Annotated in this window: 35 protein-coding genes and 1 pseudogene; 17 read left to right on the top strand and 19 right to left on the bottom strand. The window is 71.4% G+C overall.

Annotated elements, in window-relative coordinates; genetic code table 11:
• Nucleotides 1-104: 104 nt before the first annotated feature.
• Together IH45_RS1000000146725 and IH45_RS0121770 are read left to right on the top strand one after the other, a co-directional pair.
• Complete coding sequence (locus IH45_RS1000000146725) at nucleotides 105-356, top strand: DUF7848 domain-containing protein (protein ID WP_078897707.1); 252 nt, start codon at nucleotides 105-107, stop codon at nucleotides 354-356.
• 97 nt (nucleotides 357-453) lie between these two features.
• Nucleotides 454-1,104: a class I SAM-dependent methyltransferase gene (locus tag IH45_RS0121770; protein ID WP_030670799.1), complete on the top strand. Its 651-nt coding sequence runs from the start codon at nucleotides 454-456 to the stop codon at nucleotides 1,102-1,104.
• Nucleotides 1,105-1,124: 20 nt separating this feature from the next.
• On the opposite strand, the gene IH45_RS0121765 is transcribed toward IH45_RS0121770, so the two are convergent.
• Nucleotides 1,125-1,679 carry a GNAT family N-acetyltransferase gene (locus IH45_RS0121765; RefSeq protein WP_030670796.1) on the bottom strand — a complete coding sequence of 185 codons (555 nt, stop codon included), beginning with the start codon at nucleotides 1,677-1,679 and terminating at the stop codon, nucleotides 1,125-1,127.
• A complete protein-coding gene (locus IH45_RS0121760; protein ID WP_030670793.1) occupies nucleotides 1,676-3,295 on the bottom strand; it encodes an aldehyde dehydrogenase (NADP(+)) in 1,620 nt (539 codons plus the stop codon). Before IH45_RS0121760 ends, IH45_RS0121765 begins: the two co-directional genes overlap by 4 nt.
• Before the next feature lie 139 nt (nucleotides 3,296-3,434).
• Between IH45_RS0121760 and IH45_RS0121755 the strand changes: the two genes are divergently transcribed.
• From IH45_RS0121755 to IH45_RS0121735, 5 genes are all read left to right on the top strand, one after another.
• Entirely contained in the window at nucleotides 3,435-4,205 is a 771-nt protein-coding gene (locus tag IH45_RS0121755) for an IclR family transcriptional regulator (protein ID WP_030670790.1), read from the top strand.
• Nucleotides 4,206-4,282: 77 nt separating this feature from the next.
• The gene (locus IH45_RS0121750; protein ID WP_030670787.1) at nucleotides 4,283-5,542 is read left to right on the top strand and encodes a sensor histidine kinase; all 1,260 of its coding nucleotides are present in this window, start codon (nucleotides 4,283-4,285) and stop codon (nucleotides 5,540-5,542) included.
• A gap of 77 nt (nucleotides 5,543-5,619) precedes the next feature.
• Nucleotides 5,620-6,273, top strand: coding sequence for a response regulator transcription factor (locus tag IH45_RS0121745; protein WP_030670783.1), 654 nt, complete (start codon nucleotides 5,620-5,622; stop codon nucleotides 6,271-6,273).
• Between the two features lie 396 nt (nucleotides 6,274-6,669).
• Nucleotides 6,670-7,173, top strand: a complete 504-nt coding sequence (locus tag IH45_RS0121740) for a hypothetical protein (RefSeq protein ID WP_030670780.1) — start codon at nucleotides 6,670-6,672, stop codon at nucleotides 7,171-7,173.
• A 234-nt stretch (nucleotides 7,174-7,407) separates the two neighbouring features.
• Complete coding sequence (locus IH45_RS0121735; protein ID WP_050515048.1) at nucleotides 7,408-8,181, top strand: class F sortase; 774 nt, start codon at nucleotides 7,408-7,410, stop codon at nucleotides 8,179-8,181.
• 25 nt (nucleotides 8,182-8,206) lie between these two features.
• Here the strand turns inward: IH45_RS0121735 and IH45_RS0121730 are convergent, their stop codons facing one another.
• The 3 genes from IH45_RS0121730 to IH45_RS0121720 all read right to left on the bottom strand — a co-directional run bounded on the left by IH45_RS0121730 (nucleotide 8,207) and on the right by IH45_RS0121720 (nucleotide 11,663).
• Complete coding sequence (locus tag IH45_RS0121730) at nucleotides 8,207-9,115, bottom strand: DUF7916 family protein (RefSeq protein WP_030670777.1); 909 nt, start codon at nucleotides 9,113-9,115, stop codon at nucleotides 8,207-8,209.
• A 224-nt stretch (nucleotides 9,116-9,339) separates the two neighbouring features.
• Nucleotides 9,340-10,626: a hypothetical protein gene (locus tag IH45_RS0121725; RefSeq protein WP_030670774.1), complete on the bottom strand. Its 1,287-nt coding sequence runs from the start codon at nucleotides 10,624-10,626 to the stop codon at nucleotides 9,340-9,342.
• On the bottom strand, nucleotides 10,626-11,663 hold the full coding sequence (locus tag IH45_RS0121720) for a 5-dehydro-4-deoxyglucarate dehydratase (protein WP_030670770.1): 1,038 nt from the start codon (nucleotides 11,661-11,663) through the stop codon (nucleotides 10,626-10,628). The genes IH45_RS0121725 and IH45_RS0121720 overlap by 1 nt, the downstream gene beginning before the upstream one ends.
• Nucleotides 11,664-11,969: 306 nt before the next feature.
• On the opposite strand from IH45_RS0121720, the gene IH45_RS0121715 reads away from it, so the two are divergent.
• The 6 genes and pseudogenes from IH45_RS0121715 (at nucleotide 11,970) to IH45_RS01000000143920 (ending at nucleotide 15,666) form a co-directional block, all read left to right on the top strand.
• The gene (locus IH45_RS0121715; RefSeq protein WP_030670768.1) at nucleotides 11,970-12,779 is read left to right on the top strand and encodes an NAD-dependent epimerase/dehydratase family protein; all 810 of its coding nucleotides are present in this window, start codon (nucleotides 11,970-11,972) and stop codon (nucleotides 12,777-12,779) included.
• 113 nt (nucleotides 12,780-12,892) lie between these two features.
• Nucleotides 12,893-13,165, top strand: coding sequence for a GlsB/YeaQ/YmgE family stress response membrane protein (locus IH45_RS0121710; RefSeq protein WP_030670766.1), 273 nt, complete (start codon nucleotides 12,893-12,895; stop codon nucleotides 13,163-13,165).
• A 152-nt stretch (nucleotides 13,166-13,317) separates the two neighbouring features.
• Nucleotides 13,318-14,539, top strand: a pseudogene (locus tag IH45_RS01000000143925) (TerD family protein).
• Nucleotides 14,540-14,765: 226 nt separating this feature from the next.
• Nucleotides 14,766-15,152 carry a helix-turn-helix domain-containing protein gene (locus IH45_RS0121700; RefSeq protein ID WP_324607950.1) on the top strand — a complete coding sequence of 129 codons (387 nt, stop codon included), beginning with the start codon at nucleotides 14,766-14,768 and terminating at the stop codon, nucleotides 15,150-15,152.
• A 151-nt stretch (nucleotides 15,153-15,303) separates the two neighbouring features.
• On the top strand, nucleotides 15,304-15,453 hold the full coding sequence (locus tag IH45_RS1000000149400; protein WP_199810701.1) for a hypothetical protein: 150 nt from the start codon (nucleotides 15,304-15,306) through the stop codon (nucleotides 15,451-15,453).
• A 9-nt stretch (nucleotides 15,454-15,462) separates the two neighbouring features.
• Nucleotides 15,463-15,666, top strand: a complete 204-nt coding sequence (locus IH45_RS01000000143920) for a hypothetical protein (RefSeq protein ID WP_078897702.1) — start codon at nucleotides 15,463-15,465, stop codon at nucleotides 15,664-15,666.
• Here the strand turns inward: IH45_RS01000000143920 and IH45_RS0121685 are convergent, their stop codons facing one another.
• The 3 genes from IH45_RS0121685 to IH45_RS0121675 form a co-directional block, all read right to left on the bottom strand.
• Nucleotides 15,667-16,029: a DUF6221 family protein gene (locus IH45_RS0121685; RefSeq protein ID WP_030670760.1), complete on the bottom strand. Its 363-nt coding sequence runs from the start codon at nucleotides 16,027-16,029 to the stop codon at nucleotides 15,667-15,669.
• A 130-nt stretch (nucleotides 16,030-16,159) separates the two neighbouring features.
• Nucleotides 16,160-16,390, bottom strand: coding sequence for a hypothetical protein (locus IH45_RS0121680; protein WP_030670758.1), 231 nt, complete (start codon nucleotides 16,388-16,390; stop codon nucleotides 16,160-16,162).
• Between the two features lie 96 nt (nucleotides 16,391-16,486).
• Complete coding sequence (locus IH45_RS0121675; RefSeq protein WP_030670753.1) at nucleotides 16,487-16,828, bottom strand: hypothetical protein; 342 nt, start codon at nucleotides 16,826-16,828, stop codon at nucleotides 16,487-16,489.
• A gap of 94 nt (nucleotides 16,829-16,922) precedes the next feature.
• Between IH45_RS0121675 and IH45_RS0121670 the strand changes: the two genes are divergently transcribed.
• The 4 genes from IH45_RS0121670 to IH45_RS1000000145355 all read left to right on the top strand — a co-directional run bounded on the left by IH45_RS0121670 (nucleotide 16,923) and on the right by IH45_RS1000000145355 (nucleotide 18,278).
• Nucleotides 16,923-17,105 carry a hypothetical protein gene (locus tag IH45_RS0121670; RefSeq protein ID WP_030670750.1) on the top strand — a complete coding sequence of 61 codons (183 nt, stop codon included), beginning with the start codon at nucleotides 16,923-16,925 and terminating at the stop codon, nucleotides 17,103-17,105.
• 41 nt (nucleotides 17,106-17,146) lie between these two features.
• A complete protein-coding gene (locus tag IH45_RS0121665) occupies nucleotides 17,147-17,368 on the top strand; it encodes a hypothetical protein (protein ID WP_030670749.1) in 222 nt (73 codons plus the stop codon).
• 136 nt (nucleotides 17,369-17,504) lie between these two features.
• Nucleotides 17,505-17,810, top strand: a complete 306-nt coding sequence (locus tag IH45_RS1000000150025) for a hypothetical protein (RefSeq protein WP_234440619.1) — start codon at nucleotides 17,505-17,507, stop codon at nucleotides 17,808-17,810.
• A gap of 9 nt (nucleotides 17,811-17,819) precedes the next feature.
• A complete protein-coding gene (locus IH45_RS1000000145355) occupies nucleotides 17,820-18,278 on the top strand; it encodes a hypothetical protein (protein ID WP_030670745.1) in 459 nt (152 codons plus the stop codon).
• A gap of 58 nt (nucleotides 18,279-18,336) precedes the next feature.
• Here the strand turns inward: IH45_RS1000000145355 and IH45_RS1000000148850 are convergent, their stop codons facing one another.
• The 11 genes from IH45_RS1000000148850 to IH45_RS0121600 form a co-directional block, all read right to left on the bottom strand.
• A complete protein-coding gene (locus IH45_RS1000000148850) occupies nucleotides 18,337-18,495 on the bottom strand; it encodes a hypothetical protein (protein ID WP_158813214.1) in 159 nt (52 codons plus the stop codon).
• Nucleotide 18,496: 1 nt separating this feature from the next.
• Nucleotides 18,497-18,856 (bottom strand): hypothetical protein, encoded by a 360-nt coding sequence (locus IH45_RS0121645; RefSeq protein WP_030670743.1) that lies wholly within the window; start codon nucleotides 18,854-18,856, stop codon nucleotides 18,497-18,499.
• Nucleotides 18,853-19,293, bottom strand: coding sequence for a hypothetical protein (locus IH45_RS0121640; RefSeq protein ID WP_030670742.1), 441 nt, complete (start codon nucleotides 19,291-19,293; stop codon nucleotides 18,853-18,855). The genes IH45_RS0121645 and IH45_RS0121640 overlap by 4 nt, the downstream gene beginning before the upstream one ends.
• Entirely contained in the window at nucleotides 19,293-19,535 is a 243-nt protein-coding gene (locus tag IH45_RS0121635; protein ID WP_030670739.1) for a hypothetical protein, read from the bottom strand. The genes IH45_RS0121640 and IH45_RS0121635 overlap by 1 nt, the downstream gene beginning before the upstream one ends.
• 1 nt (nucleotide 19,536) lies before the next feature.
• A complete protein-coding gene (locus IH45_RS0121630) occupies nucleotides 19,537-20,091 on the bottom strand; it encodes a 3'-5' exoribonuclease domain-containing protein (protein WP_030670737.1) in 555 nt (184 codons plus the stop codon).
• Nucleotides 20,092-20,102: 11 nt separating this feature from the next.
• On the bottom strand, nucleotides 20,103-20,939 hold the full coding sequence (locus IH45_RS01000000143910; protein ID WP_078897701.1) for an N-acetylmuramoyl-L-alanine amidase: 837 nt from the start codon (nucleotides 20,937-20,939) through the stop codon (nucleotides 20,103-20,105).
• A complete protein-coding gene (locus IH45_RS0121620; RefSeq protein ID WP_030670732.1) occupies nucleotides 20,939-21,211 on the bottom strand; it encodes a hypothetical protein in 273 nt (90 codons plus the stop codon). The genes IH45_RS01000000143910 and IH45_RS0121620 overlap by 1 nt, the downstream gene beginning before the upstream one ends.
• Before the next feature lie 83 nt (nucleotides 21,212-21,294).
• Entirely contained in the window at nucleotides 21,295-21,927 is a 633-nt protein-coding gene (locus tag IH45_RS0121615) for a hypothetical protein (protein ID WP_030670729.1), read from the bottom strand.
• A complete protein-coding gene (locus IH45_RS0121610; protein WP_030670725.1) occupies nucleotides 21,927-22,208 on the bottom strand; it encodes a hypothetical protein in 282 nt (93 codons plus the stop codon). Before IH45_RS0121610 ends, IH45_RS0121615 begins: the two co-directional genes overlap by 1 nt.
• Before the next feature lie 8 nt (nucleotides 22,209-22,216).
• A complete protein-coding gene (locus IH45_RS1000000145350) occupies nucleotides 22,217-22,825 on the bottom strand; it encodes a hypothetical protein (protein WP_030670723.1) in 609 nt (202 codons plus the stop codon).
• Entirely contained in the window at nucleotides 22,822-23,913 is a 1,092-nt protein-coding gene (locus IH45_RS0121600) for a DUF5047 domain-containing protein (protein ID WP_030670720.1), read from the bottom strand. Before IH45_RS0121600 ends, IH45_RS1000000145350 begins: the two co-directional genes overlap by 4 nt.
• Between the last annotated feature and the right edge of the window lies 1 nt (nucleotide 23,914).

Here is a 23,914-nt window from a genome sequence, read left to right as displayed (position 1 = left end):
TCACCCGCCTCATGCGCGCACACGGACGCGCAGGCGTGCTCCTTATGCCGACCAGTGAGGACAGTGGTACTGCCCTCAACCGCCCACGACCCGAGGGTCACACCATGACAACCCCCACCCCCGCACCGACGCACATGGAAATCCAGATCACCGGCATCCGAAAGCACATCGCCGTATGCATCACCGAAACCGGCGAAAAGGAGTGCGGTATCCGCTCCAGTGTCTGGGACACCCCCGTGCCATTGAACAGTTGGATTCGAGCGCACGCGAACGAGACCGGACATACGAAGTACAAGAAGCACACGGAGGAACCCGTCAATACTTTCTCGAAGCGCGTCAAAGCTTCGGACCAATGAGAGCGGGCGACGCGTCAGCGATTCCGGCCTACCGCTCGACAGGGGTACCGACTCCGAAATGAGCGGCTGCCCACCACTTCCGGGGTAACGTCCCCTCATGGAGATGCGCCAGGAAGCGCAGGAGTTCTGGGAGAGCGCCGGGGCCGCCAAGACATTCACGCATCCGCTGGACACGGGGCTGCTGGAGACGTACGTACCGCGTGACGCCCCCGTACTGGACTACGGATGCGGATACGGACGGCTGACCGCGGAGCTGGTGGCGGCGGGGTATGCGGACGTGCAGGGCGTGGACGCGTCCCAGGCGCTCGTGGAGCGGGGCAGGCGGGAGCATCCGGAGGTGCGGCTCGCGCACTGTCCAGGGCTGCCGCTGCCGTTCGAGGACGGAAGTTTCGGGGCCGCGCTGCTGTTCGCCGTCCTGACCTGTGTGCCGGACGCGGCGGCGCAGCGAAGGATCGCCGGGGAGCTGGGGCGACTGGTGCGGCCGGGCGGGGTGCTGTACGTGAGCGATGTGCCGTTGCAGAGCGACCGGCGCAACCTCACGCGGTACGAGGAGTACGCGGCCCGGTACGGGACGTACGGCGTGTTCGGAACACCCGACGGCGGGGTGTTCCGGCACTCCACGCCGGACCACCTGCACGGCCTGCTGGAGACGCACGGCTTCACGGTGGAGGCCGAGCGCTCGGACACGGTCCCGACGATGGACGAGCATACGGTGGAGCGCCTTCAGCTCATCGGGCGGCGGCGTTAAGGCGTCAAGACGTCAAGGCGCTATGCGGAAGCCGGGGCGATCGGCAGGACCAGATCCAGATGGGTGGCGTCCGGGGCGGGCCGGCGGGTTTCGTCGGGCTGCCAGCCGTGGCGGGTGTAGAAGGCGCGGGCGCGTTGGTTGTGCCAGTAGACCTCCAGGTGGGCGGTGGCGACGCCGTTCGATCGCCAGCCGTCGACGCAGGCCCGGTGCAGCGCGGTGCCGATGCCGCCGCGCCAGTTGTCGGGGTCGACGTGGAGCTGGAAGAGCTTGACGGTGTCCGCGGGCGCGCCGTCCTCGCGGCGGTAGGAGGCCGCGCCGACGACGGTACCGTCCCGTTCCGCGCACAGCACGGTCGCGTCCGGGCGGTCGAGGTTGCGCCCCCAGCCCTCGCGCCAGCGGTCGCGTTCGGCCGGGGAGTCCAGCTGCGCGTCCGGGACGCGGCCGCGGTAGTACGTCGCGCGGGCGCGTGTGTGCAGGTCGGCGATGGCGTCGAGGTCGGCGGCCGTCGCGTGCCGGACGGTCAGGGCCGGGGACTCCGGGGGCTCCGGGGCATCGGGCAGGGGCACGTGCGTCATCCTTCGTAGCGGCCGTCGACGCGGCGGGGCAGGCGGAGCGGGTTGTCCTCGCGCAGTTCGGGCGGGAGCAGGGTGGGCGGGGTGTCCTGGTACGCGACCGGGCGCAGCCAGCGTTCGACGGCGGTGCCGCCGACGGAGGTCGAGGTGGAGGTGGTGGCCGGGTAAGGGCCGCCGTGGTGCTGGGCGGGGGCCACGGCGACGCCGGTCGGCCAGCCGTTGACGACCACCCGACCGGCCAGCGGGGTGAGCGCGGCCAGCAGCCGCGCGCCGCGCCCCGCGCCGCTCCCGGAAGCGTCACCCCCCGTACCGGCTCCGGCCGCACCGCGTCCCGTACCGTCCCCGGACACGTCCGCCGCCCCGTCCTCCCCCGCGCACTCCGCCGCCCCCAGCTGGAGCGTCGCCGTGAGGTTGCCGGGCAGCCGGGCCAGTACGGCGCCGATCTCGGCCTCGTCGGTGTAGCGCGCGAGGACGGTGACCGGGCCGAAGCACTCCTCCAGGAGGAGGTCGTGTGCTCCGCCGCCGTCGGCGAGGCGGGCCGCGGGCACGGTGAGGAAGCCCGCGCCGACGGTGTGCTCGCCGCCCGCGCCGGGCGTCACGGGCGCCTCGACGCCGGGCAGCGCGGCACGTTCCCGTACGCCGTCCACGAAGGCGTCCCGCATACGGTGGTCCAGCAGTACCCCGGCCTCCGTGTTGCTGACGGCCTCGGTCAGGGAACGCTCCAGACGGTCGCCTGCCGGGCCCCGCGGCGCCAGGACGAGCCCCGGTTTGACGCAGAACTGGCCGGTGCCGAGGGTCATCGAGCCCGCCAGGCCGGTGCCGATCTGCTCGGCGCGCTCCTCGGCGGCGGCCTCGGTGACCACGACCGGGTTGAGGCTGCCCAGTTCGCCGTGGAAGGGGATCGGGTGCGGGCGGGCGGCGGCCGCGTCGTACAGCGCGCGTCCGCCGCGTACCGAGCCGGTGAACCCGGCCGCGGCGATCAGCGGGTGCCGGACCAGCTCGATGCCGGCGTCGAAGCCGTGCACCAGGCCCACCACGTCCTCGGGCACGCCCACCTCGGCGGCGGCGCGGCGCAGCAGGGCGGCGCTCAGTTCGGAGGTGGCCGGGTGGTCGGGGTGGGCCTTGACGACGACCGGGCAGCCCGCGGCGAGCGCGCTGGCGGTGTCGCCGCCGGGCACCGAGAAGGCGAGCGGGAAGTTGCTGGCCGCGTAGACGGCGACGACCCCGAGCGGGATCTTGTAGCGGCGCAGGTCGGGGCGGGGCGGGGTGAGCGCGGGGTCGGCGTGGTCGATCCGTACGTCGAGGAAGGCGCCCTCCTCGACCAGGTCGGCGAAGGCACGCAGCTGGTATGTGGTGCGGGCCAGTTCGCCGGTCAGCCGCCCGGGGCCGAGCGCGGTCTCCGCGTCGGCGGCCTCCACGATCCGCTCGCCGGCGCCGTCCAGCTGCTCGGCGGCCCGGCGCAGCAGGGCGGCCCGCACGGCGCGGTCGGCGAGCGCGTCCCGTGCACCGTGCGCGGCCCGTACGGCGGCGTCGACCTCGGCGGCCGTGGCCTCGACCGCAACCTGCTCGCGCTGCTTCCCGGTTCGGGGGTCGACACTCCAGACTGGTGCTGCTGCCACCGCGCATTCCTCCCAGTGAGCTGTCCGGCGAACTGGTGCCGCACCCAGAAGGCGTTCGGTATGCTGAACGCCGTCCCAGGTGGTGAATGTGACCGTCCGCCGGGACTCTATGGCTGTCCGAACTGAGGGGTCAAGGCCGATGTCCGCTGCCGAGACCACCGGAGCGCAGGTCAAGTCCGCTGTGCGCACGGTGGAGTTGCTGGAGTACTTCGCCGGCCGCCCCGGCATGCACAGCCTCGCCTCCGTCCAGGAGGCCGTCGGCTACCCGAAGTCCAGCCTGTACATGCTGCTGCGCACCCTCGTCGACCTGGGCTGGGTGGAGACCGACGGCACCGGCACCCGGTACGGCATCGGCGTGCGCGCCCTGCTGGTCGGCACCTCGTACATCGACGGCGACGAGGTGGTGGCCGCCGCCCGTCCCTCGCTGGACCGGCTCGCCGACGACACCGCCGAGACCATCCACCTGGCCCGGCTGGACGGCACCAACGTCGTCTACCTCGCCACCCGCCAGTCCCAGCACTACCTGCGCCCGTTCACCCGCATCGGCCGCCGGCTGCCCGCGCACTCCACGTCACTGGGCAAGGCGCTGCTCGCCACGTACACCGACGAGCAGATCCGCGCCCTCCTCCCGGAGAAGCTGGACGCCCTGACCGAGCACACCATCACCGACCGCGAGCAGCTGATCGAGGAGCTGCACCTGGTGCGCGAGCTGGGATACGCGGTGGACCGCGAGGAGAACACGCTGGGCCTGCGCTGCTTCGGCGTGGCGGTCCCGTACCGCACCCCGGCGCGGGACGCGGTCAGCTGCTCGGTCCCGGTGGCCCGGCTGACCCCGGGGCACGAGCAGCTGATCAAGGACGCGCTGTTCGACGCCCGGGATCGCCTGACGCTGGCGACGCGGCGCCTTTGAAGTCCGGTTCGAGGGCTGACTTGAGGCCCGGCTCGAAGGCCGCCAGGAAGCCCGGTCCGGAGCCGGGCACCTCACAGATGCGCGGGGCGCGGCTGCTCCTCGGCCGCTGGGTGCATCTCATCCTCGGCGGCGCCCTGCTGACACCGTTCTTCCTCCTGGCGACGCTCGTCATCCCGCTGTTCTTCGACGGTGTGAACCCCTTCAGCGACTTCCCCTGGCAGTTCGCCGCGTTCGCCGTCGCGCTGCCGCTCGCCGCACTCGGCGCGCTGCTCTTCCCGCTGCTGCGCACGCTGGAGGCGACGGCGGCACGGTCGCTGTGCGGCCTGCCCGCCGACGTGGCGGCCGAACTGGCCGAGGAGCCCGCCGACTCGTGGGCGGCCCGGCGGCGTACGGCACTGTGGTTCGTGGCGCACCTGACGGCCGGCGGCATCGTCAGCGGCATGACGCTCGCGGCGCCGCCCGCCGCCGTCGCGCTGATCCTGCTGCCGGTCGCGGACCCGCTGCGGCACGAGGAGCTGGGCTGGCCCAATCTGGCCGGCGGCCTGCTCGGCCCGCTGACCGGCCTCGGCCTGCTCGCCCTGGTGGCGGGCACCACGTGGGTGGGCGGTCGGCTGCTGGCCCGTGGGGCGCCCGCGCTGCTCGGCCGGACGCCCGCCGACCGGCTGGCCGCGGCCGAACGGCGGGCCGCCGACCTCGCCTCCCGCAACCGCCTCGCCCGCGAACTGCACGACTCCGTGGGGCACGCGCTCAGCGCGGTCACCCTCCAGGCCGGTGCGGCCCGCCGAGTACTTGACCGCGACCCGGAGTTCGTACGGCAGGCGCTCACCGCCATCGAGGAGACCACCCGCGACGCGGTGGCCGAACTCGACGCCGTACTGGGCCTGCTGCGCGAGGACGGCGACGGCCGGACCACCGCGCCCGCACCGACGCTGGACGGCCTGGACGGGCTGCTGGCCCGCACCCGCGCCGCCGGACTCCGGATCACCGCGGACATCGACGACGACTGCGGGCGACTGCCGCCGCTGGTCTCGCGGGAGGCGTACCGGATGGTGCAGGAAGGTCTCAGCAACGCACTGCGCCACGCCGGGGCCGTACCGGTCGGGCTGCGGATCGCGGTCGGTGCGGAGGAACTGACGATCACGATGGAGAATCCGGTGGAGGAAACGGTGCGGTACGTGGAGGGGGACGGCGTGGTGGGCGCGGCCCGCCCCGGCGGTGGGCGCGGCCTGCGCGGCATCGCCGAACGGGCCCGTCTGCTGGGCGGCGAGGCGCTGGCCACCGGCCGGGACGGCGTGTGGCGGCTGACCGTACGGCTCCCGCTGGGGGCGGCCCGGTGAGCGACGCGAACAGCACCGCCTCGACGAACGGCACCGCCGCGACGAACAGCACCGCCTCGGCGGACGGCCGCGCCCCGCTGCGCATCGTGCTCGCCGACGACGAGCGGATGGTCCGTACGGCGCTGCGGGCGATCCTCGGCGCCGAACCGGACCTGGAGGTGGTCGGCGAGGCGGCCACCGGCGCCGAGGCCGTACCGATGATCCGCGAACTGCGCCCGGACGTGGTGCTGATGGACGTCCGGATGCCGGAGATCGACGGCATCCGTGCGACCGAACAGGTGCTGGCGGGCATGGCCGAGCCGCCCCGCATCCTCGTGGTGACCACCTTCGAGAACGACGCGTACGTGTACGACGCGCTGCGCGCCGGGGCGCACGGCTTCCTGCTGAAGCGGGCCGGGGTGGAGGACCTCGTGCAGGCGGTACGGATGGTGGCGCGCAGCGACTCGCTGCTGTTCCCGGCGGCCGTACGGGAACTGGCCGCCCGGTACGCGGGGGCGCGGGCCGCGCGGGAATCGGCGCGGGCCCTGCGGGCGCGGCTGTCCGACCGCGAGGCGGACGTGCTGCGCCTGATGACCAAGGGCCTGACGAACGCGGAGATCGCGGAACAGCTGACGGTCGGCCCGGCGACGGTCAAGACGCACGTCGCGGGAGTGCTGGCCAAGCTGGGAGTGCGGGACCGCACCCAGGCGGTGATCACGGCGTACGAGAGCGGGTTCGTACGGCCCGGCTGACCCCGCGGCCGAGGCCGACCAACCCCGCGGGCCGCACGCGCCCGGCGCCCGGCCGACTCGCGGAGCGGACCGCTCCCGCACCCGGGCTTCACCCGTCCGGGCACCCTCCGTAACACCCGATTACGCAGCGCCACTATCACATTTCACGGCAAAAATCTGTCACCCGTTCAACCCAACTTCCCGGGTCACCGAACGTCACCACCACCCCGCCGCTGACCTGCCCAAACCTAACCGATCATGCGCGACACGCCGCTGCGCGCCGGGAGTTCTGACAGCACGTCAACAGGCTCCCGGCGCGCCCGGCCGCTTACCTCGGATTCAGGAGGCGCGGAACTCCCCCAACTTCCGTTGCGGTGCGCTCGTGTGCCGCGTCCGCGCTTCGTGGAGGTTCGTGTCATGCGTTCCACTCGCGTTCTCACCGGTGCCGCCCTGTCCATAGCCGCCCTCGGACTGTCCGCGAGCTCCGCGTTCGCCGGGGACTTCGGCAAGATCGAAGTGACCCCGACCCCGGTCAAGGCCGGAAACTCGGTCAACCTCAACAGCAGTGACTGCGGCAAGAACGGCTCGGCCACCGTCGACACCGGCACGCTGGGCGCCGGGAAGGTCACCCTGTCCTCGAAGGGCCAGACGCACACGGAAAACGTGCAGGGCTCCGTGCGGGTGCCGGCCGGCACGAAGGCGGGCGACTACGGCATCGGCGGCAAGTGCTCCAACGGCCGGGAGATCACCGGCACGGTGCGCGTCTCCTCCGGTCCGAGCGGCAAGACCCGGACCGGCATCGGTACCACCAGCGAGAACTCCGACACCACGGAGATCATCGCGGGTGCGGGCGTACTGCTGGCGGCTGCCGCCGGTGGCGTGTGGATGGTGCGCCGCCGTCGCGCGGACGACTCGGCCTGATCCGGTACGCCCACCAGCGCCGGGCCGGCACCGGCACCGCCGGCCCCGGCCCGGCCGCCCCCACCTCCCGGACACGCCTGCCGTGACCGGGGGGCCGGGGCGTATCCGGCGTGATCACCGTCCCGTTCCGCCACGTTCCGCCGGCCCGCCCCGTTCCGCCCGTCCCGCCCCGGAGCCCGTGACCGCGATCCGCGATCCGTAGTCCGCAGCTACACACCCTGGAGGCCGACAGCCATGGGAACCACCCGCCGCTTCCGCGGTGACCAGGGCTTCATAGCCCTGCTCACCGCGGCTGCGATGTGCACCGGCATATGGCTGATCGGCCACGGCGCCGAGGCCCAGGCGCCACCGCCCCAGCCCTCCGCCGACCAGGGCTTCGCCGGGCCCGGGGCGGGCCGGCCGTCCGCGGCCCCCGCTCCGCCGCCCCCGCCGATGCCCGCCTCCCGGCCGCTGCGGGTACGCATCCCGTCGCTCCACGTGGACGCACCGCTGACCGGCCTCGGCCTCGACGAGAACGGCAGTCTGGCCACCCCTCCGGAGGGGGACAAGAACCTGGCCGGCTGGTACGAGAACGGCACCACCCCCGGCACCACCGGCACCTCGCTGATCGCCGGCCATGTCGACAACCGTTCCGGCCCCGCGGTCTTCTACAACCTCGGCGCGCTGAAGAAGAACCACACGGTGGAGGTGGTCCGCGCGGACGGCCGGACCGCGGTCTTCTCCGTCGACGCCGTCGAGGTCTACGACGGCAACGACTTCCCGGACAAGAAGGTCTACGGCCCGGCCGCCCGCCCCGAACTACGGCTGATCACCTGCGGCGGCGGCTTCAACAAGGCCCGGCAGGAATACCTGGGCAATGTGGTGGTCTTCGCCCACCTCAGCGCCACGAAGCGGGAACCGGGGAAGCGGAAGCCGGTGCCGCACAGCAGCGACAGCGGCAGCAGCAGTGACAGTGACAGCAACAACAACAGCGCCGTCAACGGCGGGGGCATCAGCGGCATCAGCTGAACCGCCCGCCGTGATTTCCTGCCCCTCAGGCCGGAATGCGGTTGCCGCGCCCGTTGAGCGCCATCCGGTTCCAGGTGTGGCGCCGGCCGCGTACCGCCACGGAGTAGCCGTAGAGCAGCTCCGGATCGCACGTGCCCGGCAGGAAGGCGTCTCCGAAGTGGTGCGCGTCCACCCCGATCTCCTTGGCGGTCAGGGCCAGTCGGGGCACGATGTCGGCGTGCGCGCCCTCCTGGCTCGTACCGATCGCCCCCATCACCACCGCGCCCGCGTCCTGTACGGCGGCGACCGCCTCGGCCGCCCGCTCCTTGGTCAGGCCCGGCATCGTGCCGGGCAGCGGCAGGACGACGCCGTCGGCGCCCGCGTCCACCAGTGCGGTCAGCCGTCCGGGGGTGATCCGCTCGGGGTGCCCCGCGTGGTGCATCTTGCCGGACCACAGCGCCGCGTCGTCGCCGAGGGCGCGGCGCAGTTCGTCGGTGACGCGGGCCAGGCCCTCGAAGCTGCCGCCGGTGCCGGGGTTGGCGGTCAGACAGAGCATGGCGGCACCCATGCCGACCAGCCTGCGGGCCTGTTCGGGACCGGCCCGGCGGAGTTCCGGCACGTCGCCGGGTTCCAGGTTGACGCCGATCGGGCGGCCCACGTACGAGGCCAGGTCGGCGAAACTGGTGAACGTGCCCAGGCCGGGCAGCCGCAGGAACTCCCCGTCCCAGGCCCGCTCGATGAGGTTGAGGATCACGATGTCCGCGCCGAAGGCGGAGACCAGCTCGATGTTGTGCACACCCGCGGCGCCGCCGGGGTGCGGGGAGAGCGCCGCGCGCTCGGCGAAGACCTCGGCGATCATCGTGCGTCCCTCGGCCGCCGCGACCGCTTCGGTCAGTTCCCGGCCCCGCAGCGAGGCCAGTTCCTCCCGGTCGAGGTCGAGGATGCGCTGTGTCATGGCGTTCCTTCCAGGGTCTTCTCGTGGTCGTGCCAGGGTCTTCTCGTAGTCGTGCGCGGCCCGGGGCGTGCCGCGTGCGGCACGGGGCCGCGATACGGAACGCGGTGTAGTAGATCACCGCGCGGTACGGTCCAGGCGGCATTCCGCCGTACGGTTGCCGACCCCCGCCGCACGGATACCGCCCTCCGCCGCACGGATACCGCCCCCCGCCGCACGGATACCGACTACCGCCGTACGGCCGCCAGCTCCCGCCGTACGATCGCCAGGTCGGCGTCACCGGCCAAGCCCGCGTGGTAGAGCCGCAGTTCGTCCGCGCCGAGGGCGGCGGCGTGCGCGGCGTCGGCGGCGAGGGTGCCGGGGCTGCCGCCCATGGGGGTGACGATGGTGAGGTTGGCGGCGAGAAGGGGGGCGGCCGGGTGTCCGGCCGGGGCGGGCCCTGCCGCTGCCGTACGCGCCGCCGCGAACGGTTTCAGCGCATCGGCACGAGCCGCCTCGTCACCCGTACACGGCACCACCACCCCGTCGGCGTGCGCGAGGACGTCCGCCGGGTCGGTACCCACGTTCGCGCCGCAGCGGTGCGGGGCCGGGTCGGCGTGCAGCAGCACCTGGAAGCGGTCGCCCACGGCGCTGCGTACGGCCTCACTGCGTACGGCCGCGCCGCGTACGGCCGCGACAACCTCCCGTTGCAACGTACGCGCGGCACCGTCCCGCCAGCCACGTACCAGCCCCGACAGCTCACCTCCGAGCAGCGTCTCCACTTCACGCCACTCCCCCGCCCGGCCACCGCCGGCCGCCCCTTCGTCGCCACCCGCACCCGCACCCGCACCCGCCCACACCGGCTCCAGCGCCCGTACGACCGCACCCCGCACGTCCTCCGCCCGCACCCCCAGCCCGCCGTACCCCGCCTCGCAGACCTCGCAGAAGCACAGCGACATCAGGTACTGGGCGGCGCCGGAGAGCGGCACGCCGGCGCTCTTGTCGTGCGCGTGCAGATGCGCCAGCCCGTACCAGCCGCAGGACTCCAGCTCGGTGCCGCGCGCGCCGGGACGGGTCGCCGCCTCCGCCGCCAGGTCACAGAGGTAGGCACGTACTTCTGGGCGGGCGATGCAGGGTGCCCAGGGATAGCGGTCGCCGTAGGCGTTGCGTACGGCGATGGCGGGGTGCTCGGCGCCCAGGCGTCCGTTGTGGGCCAGCACGACCCAGCTGTGCACCTCCAGGCCCGCGTCCGTCAGTGCGCGCGCTGCCGCGTCGAAGGGGTCCGGTCCAGTTGTCCACTCCTGCGGGTACGGGCGTAGGGCGCGCCCCGCCCAGCGTTCGGCGTCGGGCTGGTACAGGACGGCCGAGTGCCGGGCGGTGACGACGCGGTGACGGGGGTGACGCGGCGTCAGCGCGCGGGTGGAGTGGTACGCGGCAGCCAGGGTGACTTGCCGGACGCCGAGGTCGGCAACGCGACGGGCGGCGTCCGGATCGCCCACCACGTCCCACGGATACAGGAACGCGGCGGCACGCATCACCGGCCGCCCGACCCCGGCGCGCCGACCAGTGCCAGACCCCGTTCGATCAGCCCGGCCAGCGCCTCGACGTGCTCGGGAGCCGGTTCGCTCAGCGGCGCCCGTACCTCGCCGACGTCCGTCCCGCGCAGCCGTACCCCGGCCTTGACCAGCGAGACCGCGTAGCCCTTGCCTTGGTTGCGCAGCTCGACCAGTGGCCGGTAGAAGCCGTCCAGCAGCCGGTTGACCGTCTTGTCGTCGCCGTCGGTGAGGGCACGGTGGAAGGCCGTGGCGATCTCGGGGGCGAAGGCGAAAACGGCGGACGAATACAGGCGGACGCCGAGGCCGCGGTAGGCGAGGCCGGTGAGTTCGGCGGTCGGCAGCCCGTTGAAATACAGGAACTCCTGCCCGGGCTCCCGGCCGGAATCCCGGTCGGCCTCCTGCCCGGACTCCTGGCCGGGCTCCTGCCCGGACTCCCGACCGGACTTCCGGCTGGCCGCCCCCGTCCGTACGGCGCTGATGATGCGCTGGAGCAGGTCGAGGTCGCCCAGGCCGTCCTTGAGGCCGATGATGCCGGGGGTGCGGGCGAGGGCGACGACGGTGTCCGGGGTGAAGACGGCATTGTCGCGCTGGTAGACGATGACCGGCAGGGCGGTGGCGGCGGCGAGTTCCGCGTAGTGCCGCAGCAGGCCCGCCTGGTCGGCGACGACGAGGTACGGGGGCATGGCCAGCAGGCCGTCGGCGCCCGCGTCCTCGGCGAGTCGGGCGAAGCGGGTGGCGAGCGCGGTGCCGTAACCCGCACCGGCCAGCACCGGGACCCGCCCGGCCGCCTCCTGGACCGCGGCGGCCACACAGTCGCGGAACTCCTCCGGCGTCAGCGCGTGGAACTCGCCGGTGCCACAGCAGGCGAAGACGGCCGCGGCACCCGCGTCGATGCCCCGGCGTACGTGGGCGCGGAAGGCGGTCAGATCCGGGGCGCCGTCGGGCCCGTACGCGGTCACGGGGAAGAACAGCAGGCCGTCGAGGCGCTCGGCGAGCGGCGGGGCGGGGGTCGTCACGGGCTCTCCCTGGCATGCTCGTACCGAAGGCGTGTACGTCGTGGTAACGCCACCACCTATGCACGTCCCTGACTGTTGTCCACACTCATGAACGCGCTCACGCTAGGGCAGCGCTCCTGGGCCGGTCAAGGACCCGAAACGGCCCCGATGACCCCGAATGCCCCTCGGAGCAACCAGATTTGGCCGACCCGTCAAGCGTCTTGACCCGGTCCGGCGCGCCTTCCTACCGTGACGGCGATCGTCCACTTACCTGAACGTCGTCCGCGGATGAAGCCGTACGACCGAGCCCGCCCGGAGGAACCTGCCATGCCCGCCCCCCGCACCGTCCTGCTCACCGGCGCCGCCGGCGGCCTCGGCACCCTGATGCGCGAACTGCTGCCCCCGTACGGCTACCGGCTGCGCCTCCTCGACCAGCGGACCATCGACGACGAACCCGACGCCGTCACCGCCGACCTGGCCGACAAGGAAGCCCTCCGCGAGGCGGTGCGCGGCGTGGACGCGATCGTCCACCTCGCCGGCATCTCCCTCGAAGCCCCCTTCGAGAAGATCCTCCGCAGCAACATCGAAGGCACCTACAACCTCTACGAAGCGGCGCGCGAGGAAGGCGTCCGCCGCGTCGTGTTCGCCTCCTCCAACCACGCCGTCGGTTTCACCCCACGCCCCGCCGACGGCTCCGGCGCGATCCCGGTGGACACCCCGCGCCGGCCCGACACGTACTACGGCCTCTCCAAGGGCTTCGGCGAGGACCTGGCCTCCCTCTACTGGGACCTGCACGGCATCGAGACGGTCTCCGTCCGCATCGGCTCCTGCTTCCCGCGGCCCACCACCGTCCGCATGCTCTCGATCTGGCTGAGCCCGGCCGATGGCGCGCGCCTGCTGCACGCCGCGCTCACCGCCGAAGGCGTCGGCCACACCGTCGTCCACGGCTCCTCCGCCAACACCCGGCTGTGGTGGGACCTGAGCACGGCCCGCTCGCTCGGCTACGAGCCGCAGGACGACTCCGAGCCGTACGCCGCCGAACTGATCGCCGCGCAGGGCGAACTCGACCCTGCCAACCCCGAACACACCCACCTGGGCGGCGCCTTCTGCGTGGACCCGCCCATCTGGCCGTACTGAGCGGCCGTGGCCTCGGCCACGCCGGACCGGCCGACGCAACCCGCCCCGCCCTCCCCGCGTCCTTGTGTGCGTATCAATCATTTGCGCAACCGCGCAGGAACGAGGAACGCACCATGGGCATCGTCAGCTGGCTCGTACTGGGACTGATCGCGGGCGTCATCGCCAAGGTCCTGCTGCCCGGACGGGACCCGGGCGGCATCGTCGGCACCACCCTCATCGGCATCGTCGGCTCCTTCATCGGCGGCTGGCTCTCCACGAAGATCCTGGACAAGCCGATACCGAAGGACTTCTACGACCCGTCGATGTGGATCGCTGCCATCGCCGGCTCCCTGGTACTGCTGATCGCCTACCGCCTGCTGTTCGGCAATTCCCGCGAACGCCGCTGACCTCGGCGGGGCGGCAGCCCGTACGGCCCTCGGGACCGGCGGGGCGACAGCCCGTACGGCTACAGCCCTTCGTACCAACCGACGGCGGCCCGTACGGCCCTCGGTAATGGAACCGCAAAGGAAGGCCACTCGTTATCCCCGGCATGACCGCTATGACTCCTGGCTCGAACCTCCCGCTCACCGCCTCGCGGGTGGCGGTGGACGTCACCGCGCCCGTGCGGCTCGATGTGTCGGGCCTGCTGCTCACCGCCGACGGCAAGGTGCGCTCCGACGACGACTTCGTCTTCTACAACCAGCCGGCCGGCCCGGGCGTGACCCACACGTCCGGCGCGGGCGGTGCCGGTGACACGATCACGGTGGACACCGCCGCGGTGCCGGCCGGTATCGAGAAGATCGTCGTGACCGCCAGCCTGGACGCCCCAGGCGCCACCTTCGCCGGCACCGAACCGACCGGCACGGTCCGCAACGCCGACGACGGCAGCGTCATCGCCTCCTTCACCCCGCCGCGGCTCGGCTCGGAGACCGCCCTGGTGGTCATGGAGGTCTACCGCCGCAATGGCGCCTGGAAGGTCCGCGCGGTGGGCCAGGGCTACGCGAACGGCCTGGCCGGCATCGCCACCGACTTCGGCGTGAACGTCGAGGAGCCGACGGCACCCGCGGCCCCGGCCGCCACTCCGCAGGCACCCCCGGCCCCGCCGACCGCCGCGCCCCAGCCCGCCCCTGCCGCTCCGCCCGCCGCCCAGTGGGGTCCGCCCACCGGCGCCCCGGCGCCCATGGCGCCGCCGCCCGCGGCGGCCGCTCCGGCAGCCGCCCCTGCTCCCGCGCCCGGCGCCGGCAAAATCAACCTCGACAAGGGCCGCGTCAGCCTCCAGAAGAACCAGACCGTCTCCCTGGTCAAGGGCGGCCGCCCGCTCCTGTCCTCCGTCCGCATGGGCCTCGGCTGGGAGCCCGCCTACCGCGGCAAGGACATCGACCTCGACGCCTCCGTGATCGCCTACGGCCCGGACCGCAAAAAGGTCGACAACTGCTTCTTCGGCAAGCTCCAGATCCTGAACGGCGCGATCCAGCACTCCGGCGACAACCTCACCGGCGAGGGCGCGGGCGACGACGAGTCCATCACCGTCCACCTCGGCGGCATTCCCCCGCAGGTCACCGGCCTGGTCTTCACCGTCAACTCCTTCTCCGGCCAGAAATTTTCCGACGTCGCCAAGGCCTACTGCCGCCTGCTCGACGCCCAGACCGGCGAAGAACTCGTCCGCTTCGGCGAAATTGATCCGCCAGTTCTCCGGCGAATGGGAAATGACGGCGATGGGCGAATTCGTCGACTCCCGCACCGTCCGCGGCATGGTCAAGCCCGGGGGTGCGGCGCTGTAGGAACTGCCAGGTCAGCGCGGTGCCGCAGCGCTGAGCGTCAGACGACGGCGAGGCTGGACCCGCACTCTGCGGGTCCAGCCTCTTCCGCGTCCATCACCCTGTGGGTAGCCGTTCCTGCCAGTTACTTGCATTTCAGGGTAGGCGATTGCAGGAAACTGCCGCCCAGATTTCCCATTCATCTCCCAGTTGATCAACCGAGACCGGCCCCAGACCGCCCACTTGGGAGGTGGGCTTGGCGGTCCGGGGCCGGCGTACTGGATCGCTTCGCGGCCCAGCTCAAGACAGGCCTACCCGCGAGGCGAGATGTACCCAACTGGGTACAGACTTTCGACCAAGATCGATTCACCGTAAATGGGTGCCGATCGACCCTCCCCGCCCCGAGCTACTCGCGAGGCGCAGGGCGATCGGCGAGCAGATCAGGCTCGCGCGCCGTCACCGCGGCCTCTCGCAGGAGAGGCTCGCCGAGCGGTCAGGTTTGGACCGTAAAACGGTCAGTCGCATAGAGAACGGTCGCATCTCTCCCCCGCTGGACTATCTCCTGCTGATCGCTGACGCACTGAGCACTCCGCTCTACCGTCTCGTGCGAGACGCAGAGCCGTCCGTTGACCAGTGAACAACTTACCTGTCATATGCACCAGGTGTGCGCCGGGTTCCCCTTGGTGTTTTCTTTACACCCCGTGTGAACCTGTCACTTACCGCGCGGGTCGTGGCCAGCGCCGGGGAACGCGATCTCGCTGTCACTGCCCGCCCGTAAGATCCCCAGCATGACCACCGCCGAGGCAAACGACGCGATCCGCTGCTTCATGGCGTCCCGCGCCGGCCGTCCGCTGTGGCCGGAGGAGCAGGCGGAGTACGAGCGGCTGCTGGAGGCGTGGGTGGCGGCGGTGCGTCGGGATTTGGCCATGGCCGCGTAGTATCAGCCAGTGGCTATCGAACTCACAGACGATTTGATCAAGCTGGAAGAAGCCGCCTGGGCCGAGATTCAGGCCGGGGCGCTCACCACCGACACCGCCGAGGCCGTCCAGGCCGCCGTCACCGCGCACGCCGCGGCGACTGGCCAGAGCCGGTACGACGTCGAGCGGGAGCTGAAGCGGCGCGTGCGGCATCCCGAGCCCGAGGGCGAGTAGCTACGGCCGCCACTCCTCGCGATAGTCGGGGTGGTTGGCGTAGGGCAGGGCAAGTCGCTTGAGGACTGGCAGCCCCCATGCCTCCCCTTCGCCAGGGATGTAGTCGCGACTCTCAACCGGGCCGTAACCGGTCACGTCGACCAATGGCGGCTCGCACAGTTCGATGATCTGCCGTTTGGCTTCGACCTCGGCGAGGACGCGGGCCGGGTCGTGGCGGGCCATGTGCTCGCGCACTTCCGGCGCGAGATCGGGGCCATAGATGGCGATGTTGCTTGCGTCCCAGCCGCCATCGCCCGCACAGGCGCGCGCCACCGCTTCGTCTTCGTCGAGCCGGTCGCGCAAGAACTGCACCAGATCGTCCACGGGTCCTCCAGGTAGCCGTCCGCCCCGCGCGGGCGCTGTTCCGGCGGGGCGGTTCGAGCAGCACTCCCAGCTTGAGTGCACACAGTTGATGTGTTGAGTTGAGGGTACGGGCGGGCACTGACAACGCCGGTCAGCCGCCGATGCCCAGCTCCCGCTCCAGGCGGGCGATACGCGTGTAGTCGGGGCGGGGCGGGCGCAGGGCGGCGGATCGGCTGTGTACGGCGTCCCAGAAGCGGGCGGGCCAGCAGAGCCAGAGCGGGCCCGTGCTGCCGAGGTGCAGGGATGCGGTCATCGAGGCGATGAGCCACAACATCTCAACGGCCAGGACGACGGTGAAGGCGATGGCGACGGGTAGCGGCATGGCGCTCTCCTCGGGAGCGGAGGCGGCCCCGCCGCACGGGGGATCGGGGCGGGGCCTGGTCTGAGTGTGGCAGGTCGCGAGGCTTCTTCGGTTTGTTCAGTCCCGGAAACAGGCGAACTCGAAGGTGACGTCGCTGCCGTCGGCGTTCAGTACCTGGATGTCCCATGCCTGCCCGCGGTCGGCGAGGCTCATGACGACTTTGCCGACTACTTGGACTCCGCTCGAACTGATGGTCCTGGTCTGGGGCCCGGAGGGGGTTCGGTAGTTGAGCGTGTACTGCGGTTCGGTGCCGAGGTAGGTGCCGCGGCCGGTGAATCCGTCGAGCTGCTCGTGGCAGTCCTTCCAGGAGGGGCGGGTGCGGGGGCTGAGGACGCGGCCGATGCGCGTCTCGGGGCCGGTGGCGGTCTGCGCGGTGTAGGTGACGAGGTGCACGGCCATGATGTCTCCCCAGTTCCGAGGTGGTTAACCACCTTGATATCTCCAAGGTGACACACTCTGGACAGGTGGTCAACCACCCTGGGAAGATTTCTCCATGGCCAACCAGCACAGCGAAAAACTCCGCGGAATCCGCCGAATCCCCGACCAGCTATGGGAGGACTTCGGCACCGCGGCCGATCAAGTCGGCAGCGACCGCTCCGCCGAACTCCGGCACTTCATGGAGTGGTACGTGCACCGCCCCGGCGTCGAGCTGCCGGAGCGCCCCGCCCCGCAGTAGCCCCGGATGCGCCCGGCTCCGGCCTCCCGCACGCTGGTGTCATGGCGCGCATCGTGATCCAGGAGCCGAGCCCGACCGGGGGCAGGCGGGTGCGCGTGGACGGCACGATCCTCGGCCTCGCGCACTCCGATGCCGACGTCGTGGAGTTCCTGCGGCGGGCCGGGCTGCCCGACGCCGAGCCCCTGCTCGACGATCCCTCCTGGGTGGAATGGCGCGGCGGACGGCCGCACGACTACGGCGGGCCGAGCCTCAGCAGCGCGTGACGCAACGGCCGTCACCTTCGGCGCGGCACGCCACCGGACATCATTTCGCGCGACCATGCGACAAGTTGCCGTGATAGGCGAGGAATAATCATGGTACCCATTCTTGAAAGAGCTTCAAGAATGGGTACCATGAAGCATGTCAAGCAGCGAACTCCCCCGCCTCATCCCCACCGGCACCTGCTGGTGCGGCTGCGGCACCACGGTCGGCCTCGGCAGCTTCTTCGCCCGCGGCCACGACAAGACCGCCGAAGCCGCCCTCCTCGCCGTCGAATACGGCTCCTCCGTAGCCCAGCTACTCCACAAACACGGCTACGGACCCGGCCACTCCCTCAGTGCCAAGGCCGTCGAGGTCGGGGCGTGGGGCGAATGCCCGCACTGCGAGTACGTCGGCGCACCCGCCAGCATCCGCAACCACACCAATCGCCACCACCGAGAGAAGTAGGAGACCGGCATGATCAGCAAAAGGAGCGGCGGGTACTGGTCCGTCGGCATCACGGTGACATGGTCGCCGCAGGCCCGGACCACCAACGGCCAGGCGTTCCCCGGCTGGAAGGCGTCCCTGGAGTTTTTCGACGACGGGCACGCCGACGACGACGTCGCGGAAGGGCAGGTCTCCACGCAAGGCCACCTGGAGACCCGCTACTTCGTGACCGACGTCAACATCCCCAGCACCCCTTACCGCCCCGGTACGACCGTCAACGGGCTCACTGCCGCCATCGACGTGCTGCTCACCGACGCGGAGCGGCTCGGTATCGACCTCATGACCTGGTCCGATGACCGCCCGTTCCTCTACTACAGGGGCGACGGCGAGGACCCGAACCACGCGCCACCGCAGGGATGGCGCGAGACACTGAACGCCGAGGCAGCGCGCATGGGCTGGCGCAGCTACGCCACCACAGTCGATGCCTGACGCAGACACGGACACGACGAAGCGCCCCGCCCTTGCCGAAGCAGGAGCGGGGCGCAGGTCATGAGGGCGCGTCGAGCGTCTCGGTGGGCGGTGGCGGCGGCTCGGGTGACGGTACGGGCGGCGGGTCGACGACGCCGAGGCGCACCAGCGAGCCGATGTCCCCGGCGGTTTCGTCGACGCGCGGCTCCGCGGGCTGCGGTACAGGCTGGTCGGGCATGTCACACTCCGGTGCGGTTGTACTCGTCGACGAGGGGCGGCGGGGCGGACGGGTCGATGCCGCCGGCCCGCATCTGCAGAGTCAGCTCCCCCACGTAGCTGGCGAACGACCTTACGATCGCGCGCAGGCGAGTCGTCTCCGTGCGCAACTCCCGGACCTCCTCCTGCATGTCGTCCCGGATCGCCTGGAACGCGGCGAGGTCCCGCTCACGCTGTGCCGGCTCCGCCGCGGCTTGCGCCGCGGCCCGGGTAGCCTCGGCGGTGGCCGATGCTGCGGCCCGTGTGGCTCGCGCGGCGAACCAACCGGCCAGGACCATGCCCAGCGTGCCGAACGCGGCTACCAGCCCTGCCCAGATACTCATGCGCCCTTGCCTCTCCGGGCGCGCGGCGCTGGGGGGACCGAGTGCTCGGGCACCGTCGCCGCCCACAGGATGACCCCGACGTGCGAGGTCAGGTACCAGATGGCGGCGTACCCGCCGCGCGGATATTCGCCGCTGACGACGGCGACGGTGTAGGCGGTGGCCCACGTGGTGGGGGGTACGAGGGCGACCGCGAAGCCGAGCCCGTCCCGGCCGACTCTCAGGAACGCACAGACGAGCATGGTGAGTCCGGCGACGATCCACAGCCAGGCCCAGCAGTGCAGCGGCGCGACGCGGGTAAGCAGGTCAAGGCCGACAGGATTCGGCTGGGGTTCGATGATGAAGCTCAAGCCCCAGCAGGCCTTCCCAGTGCCGAGGATCAGCAGGAACGCGCCGCGGCGACCCAGGTGCTCACGCAGTCGCCGGGCCGCCGTGCACATCAGAGTCCCTGTACGGGCGGCTCGACAGGGGCCGGGCGCGGGGTGTGCCGGGCCTGCCATGCGGCCAGGTAGGTGACCGCGGTGGGCACGAGCGCCACGATGACGGCCTGCAGCCAGCCCGGCAGCGGGTCCAGCAGGGTGCTGTCGGCGCTGACGGCGTTGAGGACGGCGAGGATCAGGGAGGCGACGAAGGTACTGGTGGTGGCCGCCTTGACCTTCGCTTCGACGGGTGCGGTGGCCATATCAGGCTCCGTTCTGTGCGCGTTCGGCGAGCCAGCGCCGGACGGTCTGGTTGTGGCGGGCGTCGGCGAGCGCGTTGTGCTCTCCGGATTCCTGCTGAGGTAGGTCGTCCCAGGCGAGTCCGAGCCGGGCGCGCTCCTGCTGGATGTCGCAGGTGAACATCGGAACGCCCTTGGGGAGATCGATCATCCGGCCCCAGAGCTGAGCCAGGCATACGTGGTCGTAGGCGCCGTAGTTCGCCCACAGTTCGACGTCGCGCCCGGTGGCGTGGATGAAGTCCACGACCTCGTCGGCGATCCGCTCGCGGCGCTTCACGACCGGGTCGACGTAGTCGAACAGCCAGGACTTCGGCACGTGATTGCGTCGATCGCCCTGTCCCTTCGGCAAGCCCGGAACGACGTTCTCCATCAGCCACTTGTGCTTGCGGATCTTCCGAACTGGCATGTCACGGTTGACGGCGTAGTACTCGCGTCCGTCGTCGCACACCATGCCGATTGAGATCAGCTCGATGGTGCGGCCGTCCTCCAAAAACTCCAGGTCATAGTCGATGGCGGCCATCAGGGGCTCCCTCAGCTCTCGTCGGTGAGCTTCTTGAGGGCGGCCTCGATGCGCTCCAGGCGGGCGACGAGGTCGGCTTGGCGCTGGTCGGCGTAGCGCAGGAAAGTCCCGGCTTCCCTCGTGTTGTCGGCGTCGGTGTCGGTGGGGCTGACCAGGCGGTAAGCCCAAATGCGCTTGATCTCAGCGTCAGTGAGTGCCACGTTCGTCTCCTCGGGAGTAGTAGGTGTGCCGGGCTCGCCTGCGAGCCGCCGGGCGATGCGGGCGCGCATGTCGGGCATGGTGAAGCCGCGCGGGTCGACCTTGTCGGCGGACCACTCCAGGTGCCCGATCACCGACTTCGCGGACCAGCCGTGCGCCCGGCAGATCGCCGCCGAGACGCGCTCGATCGCGTCGAGCTGCGCGGCGGGCCACGGGTCCTTGCCGTCGCCGAGGTTGATGCACTCGAAGCCGTAGAAGCGCGCGTTGCCGTCAACGCCGTTGGCGTTGCCCTTCGTCGGGCGGGACGGCGCGGTGCCGTAGAACTCGTCGATGACCTGCTGGAGGACGGCCGGGTCGCCACCGCCGGCGTGGTTCGCGCGGCCGTAGCCGACGAGGTGCACGACGCCCTGCTTGTCGATGACGCCGTGGCACAGCGGGCCGGGCAGGCTGCTGTAGCCGTCGCGGCAGAGCTGTACGGACGATGCGGTCCCGGAAGACACGGTGTGGTGGATGACAACGCCGTTCACCGGGCCCCATGGCCGCGACGACGCCGTGCGCGTGTGGGTACGCCAGGAGCCGACCTCGACAACCTTGACGCCCTCGGCTCGGAGCGCGGCGAGGAACGCGGCGGCGGACAGGGGTGCGGCCATCACGCCTCCTCGTAGGTCGCGGCGAAGACGCTCGGCTTGCAGGGGTAGTACTCGCCCCGCACACCACGGATGATCCAGTCGCCTACGGATGCGGTCATGTCGCCTTCGAGGGTGTGGATGACAATGCCGTCGTGCAGCCCACGGCCGGGGCCGGGCACCTTGGTCTCTTCGACCTTGCCGGTCTGCCCCATGAAGTCGGCGACCTCGTCACGGTTGGTGCCGTCGAAGTGCACGGCGTCGACCTCGACGGGCTTCTTTCGGTATCGGGCCATGGGGCCTCCAGACATGCGAAAGGCCCCGGCTCGGCGGGGCGTGAAGTGCGGGGAGATTTTCGCGGCGCCGCGAAATTGGCAGGTCAGAGGCTGTAGTAGCAGCCGTTCAGGGAGATCCACGGCGGGGTGATGCGCTCGGACGCGTTGCTGGCCGTGGTGCCTACGATCTTCAGGTGGCCGTCCGGCTGAGCGTCGAGCTTGAGCGACAGCGAGTCGCTGGTGACGGCGGAGCAGGCGGCGGGCACGGTCCGCAGCGATCCGGGCCGGGCCGCGGACGGCAGCGGCGTAGACGTGATGATGCCGCCGTTGCGGATCACGGATGGGCTGCCGGAGTAGCCGATGTCGATGCCGCCCTGCAGCATGACCGTCAGCTCGCCGAAGAGGTTGACGATCCTGTACTGCGCAGTGCCGTTGTCGTTCCCGTTGTGCGAGAAACCGGAGGCCAGCGGGATGGTCGTCCATGCCGAGGTGCCTGCGGCGACCACCGTCCACGCGGTGCCGTCGTAGACCGTCAGCAGCTTCTCGGCGATCAGGAAGGCGGTCATGCCCGCCGTCGGGCTCGTCAGAGTGGCGTTGCGGGCGGAGGCGGACGCGAACCGCATCACGGACCTCGGTACCAGGCCGGTCGCGAGGTTGCTGGCCAGCGTCTCCATGTTCGGCGCGTCGGTGAGCGACGCGATCTGTACGCCCTGCCCGTAGGTGTCGGTGGTGGGCATCAGGCCCCCGGCGCGGGCAGCAGGGTCACGTCGAGGCCGCCGGTGTAAGAGAGGGTGGCACGGGTCTCCTGGTTGCCGCCCGCGCCGGCCAGCTGCTCGGCGGCGAAAGTGGCGATGGTCTGCGTGACGCGGTCCAGCAGTTCGGGGGTAACGCCCTGGCCGCGGCCGTCGAGCTGCAGATCAGCGGTGTAGGAGAACATCTGACTGTCTGCGTTGATGTCGACGACGCGGACCTGGTGAACGACGCTGCGCGGGTAGTACCCGTCGGCGGGGTGCGGCACGGGGCCTCCTAGGTGAGTCGGTAGCGGACGACGTCCAGCGCGGCCCATGAGGCGCTGCCGGAGTAGTCCTGGATCTGCAAGGTGGCGGTGCCGACGGCGTTGACGTCGATCACGCCGTGGATGCCGGAGGCGACCTCGGTGGGGAAGCGCGACTTCGAGGCGGGCACGATAGCGGCGGGCAGGGTGCAGAGGGTCTGCGGCTGGGTGGCACTGGCCGGCGCCTTCGCGAGGCCGCTCATGGATACGGTGCCGTCCCCGTTGATGCGGTAGGACGGTGCCCAGTACGGGGTTCCGTAGGTGGTCCAGCCGCCGGAGAGGGTGAGCGGCTGCCACGTGCCGGCGGTTGTCGCCGCGGCTGTGCGGCCGTGGGCGAGCCAGTTGCCGCTGCTGGAGATGCTGACGACGATCGTGTCGCCGGCGGCCGGGGTGAGGTAGGTGGCCATGCGGCGGGCGATGACGCCGTCCGAGGTGGTGACGGTGCCGTCCGTGCCGACGGTGGTGACGATGGCGAGGCGCCAGTCCGCGCCTCGCACGGCCGGGCTGGTGGCGCCTGCTTGGATGGCTTGCTGTTGGAGGGCGTCGGCGAGGTCGGCGTGGACCGCGATGTCGCTGCTCACGCGTCCTCCTTCGCGGCGATCGTGGTGATCGGGAAGTCCCCGCCCACGTCCAGCGGTACGGACAAGCTCTGGATCTGGTGCAGCTCGCGGGTGCCGTCCGGGTAGACGACGCGGATCACGTCGCCCGGCTCCAAGGCGGGGTTCGGCAGGCTGCTCAGGTCGCCGCTGGAGTTCGGAGACTTGGTCGCCCGCAGCTTGAGTCGCGCGGCGCCCTCGGCTGCGACGCTGCTGGTGAGCGTCGAGCTGGTGTAGAAGGTCGGCCGATGACCGAAAGGGCCGTCCCAGAAGGTCGGGCTGGTCGCATCGTCGTCCACGACGAGCGCCGCCACCGGGGCCGTGTTGCTCTCGGTGTTCTCGCCCCTGGCCAAGACGCCGTTGTAGACCTTGTCCGAGGTCATGCCGCGGTCGGCCTTGATGTAGGCGCCGCCCTCCCCCGCCGCCACCGTCCAGGCCGGGCTGGTGGTGAGTAGGTCGGGCAGCTCGGCGATGACGAACACGCCGTCAGCGTCGCAGTACACCTCGGCACCGATCGCTGCCGCGCACTCCTGCACGGCCGCCCACGGGTCGCCCTCGACGTCCCAGGTCCGCGGGCCGATGGTGGCGTCCGTCGCCCTGTTCACCACCGCGGCGTCCGGGATGCTGCGCTGGATGAGCGCGGTGACGGCGCCCACCGCGGTGCCCGACGCGCGGTACGGCGCGGTGAAGCGGTCGTCCTGCACCACCGCTTCGAGGGCCTTGCCGGTCAGCGTGACCGGGCCCTCGTCGACGTCGCCCTCGACGGAGTCCAGCCGGAAGACACCGAGCGGCACCAGCTCCTTGACCCCGTCGCCGTACTGGACGCCGCGTGAGATCCGCAGCCGAGCGCCGTACACGGACAGCTTGTCGGCGGGCGTGCGCGGGATCAGCGCCGTGTCGGCGATGGCGACCGTGCAGGTACGGCGGATCGCCTGCCCGCGGTCCACCGTCACCGACCCGCCGGTGACCTCCAGCGTCTCGACACGGCCGTCCGCCCGGAAGAGAACGACCTCGACGGCAGGCGTGTGGGACTCGGTGAGGGCGGCGAGGAACCGCGAGCTGACCGGGTACACG

Source organism: Streptomyces rimosus subsp. rimosus (genome assembly GCF_000720725.1).
Classification (GTDB): domain Bacteria; phylum Actinomycetota; class Actinomycetes; order Streptomycetales; family Streptomycetaceae; genus Streptomyces; species Streptomyces rimosus_A.
This window is presented reverse-complemented; position numbering and strand designations above follow the sequence as displayed.

Bases quoted from the DNA above. Each gene is read 5' to 3' on its own strand.
- IH45_RS1000000146725 (WP_078897707.1), top strand. From the start codon at position 105: ATGACAACCCCCACCCCCGCACCGACGCACATGGAAATCCAGATCACC.
- IH45_RS0121770 (WP_030670799.1), top strand. From the start codon at position 454: ATGGAGATGCGCCAGGAAGCGCAGGAGTTCTGGGAGAGCGCCGGGGCC.
- IH45_RS0121765 (WP_030670796.1), bottom strand. From the start codon at position 1,679: ATGACGCACGTGCCCCTGCCCGATGCCCCGGAGCCCCCGGAGTCCCCG.
- IH45_RS0121755 (WP_030670790.1), top strand. From the start codon at position 3,435: ATGTCCGCTGCCGAGACCACCGGAGCGCAGGTCAAGTCCGCTGTGCGC.
- IH45_RS0121750 (WP_030670787.1), top strand. From the start codon at position 4,283: ATGCGCGGGGCGCGGCTGCTCCTCGGCCGCTGGGTGCATCTCATCCTC.
- IH45_RS0121740 (WP_030670780.1), top strand. From the start codon at position 6,670: ATGCGTTCCACTCGCGTTCTCACCGGTGCCGCCCTGTCCATAGCCGCC.
- IH45_RS0121735 (WP_050515048.1), top strand. From the start codon at position 7,408: ATGGGAACCACCCGCCGCTTCCGCGGTGACCAGGGCTTCATAGCCCTG.
- IH45_RS0121730 (WP_030670777.1), bottom strand. From the start codon at position 9,115: ATGACACAGCGCATCCTCGACCTCGACCGGGAGGAACTGGCCTCGCTG.
- IH45_RS0121725 (WP_030670774.1), bottom strand. From the start codon at position 10,626: ATGCGTGCCGCCGCGTTCCTGTATCCGTGGGACGTGGTGGGCGATCCG.
- IH45_RS0121715 (WP_030670768.1), top strand. From the start codon at position 11,970: ATGCCCGCCCCCCGCACCGTCCTGCTCACCGGCGCCGCCGGCGGCCTC.
- IH45_RS0121710 (WP_030670766.1), top strand. From the start codon at position 12,893: ATGGGCATCGTCAGCTGGCTCGTACTGGGACTGATCGCGGGCGTCATC.
- IH45_RS1000000149400 (WP_199810701.1), top strand. From the start codon at position 15,304: ATGACCACCGCCGAGGCAAACGACGCGATCCGCTGCTTCATGGCGTCC.
- IH45_RS0121680 (WP_030670758.1), bottom strand. From the start codon at position 16,390: ATGCCGCTACCCGTCGCCATCGCCTTCACCGTCGTCCTGGCCGTTGAG.
- IH45_RS0121675 (WP_030670753.1), bottom strand. From the start codon at position 16,828: ATGGCCGTGCACCTCGTCACCTACACCGCGCAGACCGCCACCGGCCCC.
- IH45_RS0121670 (WP_030670750.1), top strand. From the start codon at position 16,923: ATGGCCAACCAGCACAGCGAAAAACTCCGCGGAATCCGCCGAATCCCC.
- IH45_RS0121665 (WP_030670749.1), top strand. From the start codon at position 17,147: ATGGCGCGCATCGTGATCCAGGAGCCGAGCCCGACCGGGGGCAGGCGG.
- IH45_RS1000000150025 (WP_234440619.1), top strand. From the start codon at position 17,505: ATGTCAAGCAGCGAACTCCCCCGCCTCATCCCCACCGGCACCTGCTGG.
- IH45_RS1000000145355 (WP_030670745.1), top strand. From the start codon at position 17,820: ATGATCAGCAAAAGGAGCGGCGGGTACTGGTCCGTCGGCATCACGGTG.
- IH45_RS1000000148850 (WP_158813214.1), bottom strand. From the start codon at position 18,495: ATGCCCGACCAGCCTGTACCGCAGCCCGCGGAGCCGCGCGTCGACGAA.
- IH45_RS0121645 (WP_030670743.1), bottom strand. From the start codon at position 18,856: ATGAGTATCTGGGCAGGGCTGGTAGCCGCGTTCGGCACGCTGGGCATG.
- IH45_RS0121640 (WP_030670742.1), bottom strand. From the start codon at position 19,293: ATGTGCACGGCGGCCCGGCGACTGCGTGAGCACCTGGGTCGCCGCGGC.
- IH45_RS0121635 (WP_030670739.1), bottom strand. From the start codon at position 19,535: ATGGCCACCGCACCCGTCGAAGCGAAGGTCAAGGCGGCCACCACCAGT.
- IH45_RS0121630 (WP_030670737.1), bottom strand. From the start codon at position 20,091: ATGGCCGCCATCGACTATGACCTGGAGTTTTTGGAGGACGGCCGCACC.
- IH45_RS01000000143910 (WP_078897701.1), bottom strand. From the start codon at position 20,939: ATGGCCGCACCCCTGTCCGCCGCCGCGTTCCTCGCCGCGCTCCGAGCC.
- IH45_RS0121620 (WP_030670732.1), bottom strand. From the start codon at position 21,211: ATGGCCCGATACCGAAAGAAGCCCGTCGAGGTCGACGCCGTGCACTTC.
- IH45_RS0121615 (WP_030670729.1), bottom strand. From the start codon at position 21,927: ATGCCCACCACCGACACCTACGGGCAGGGCGTACAGATCGCGTCGCTC.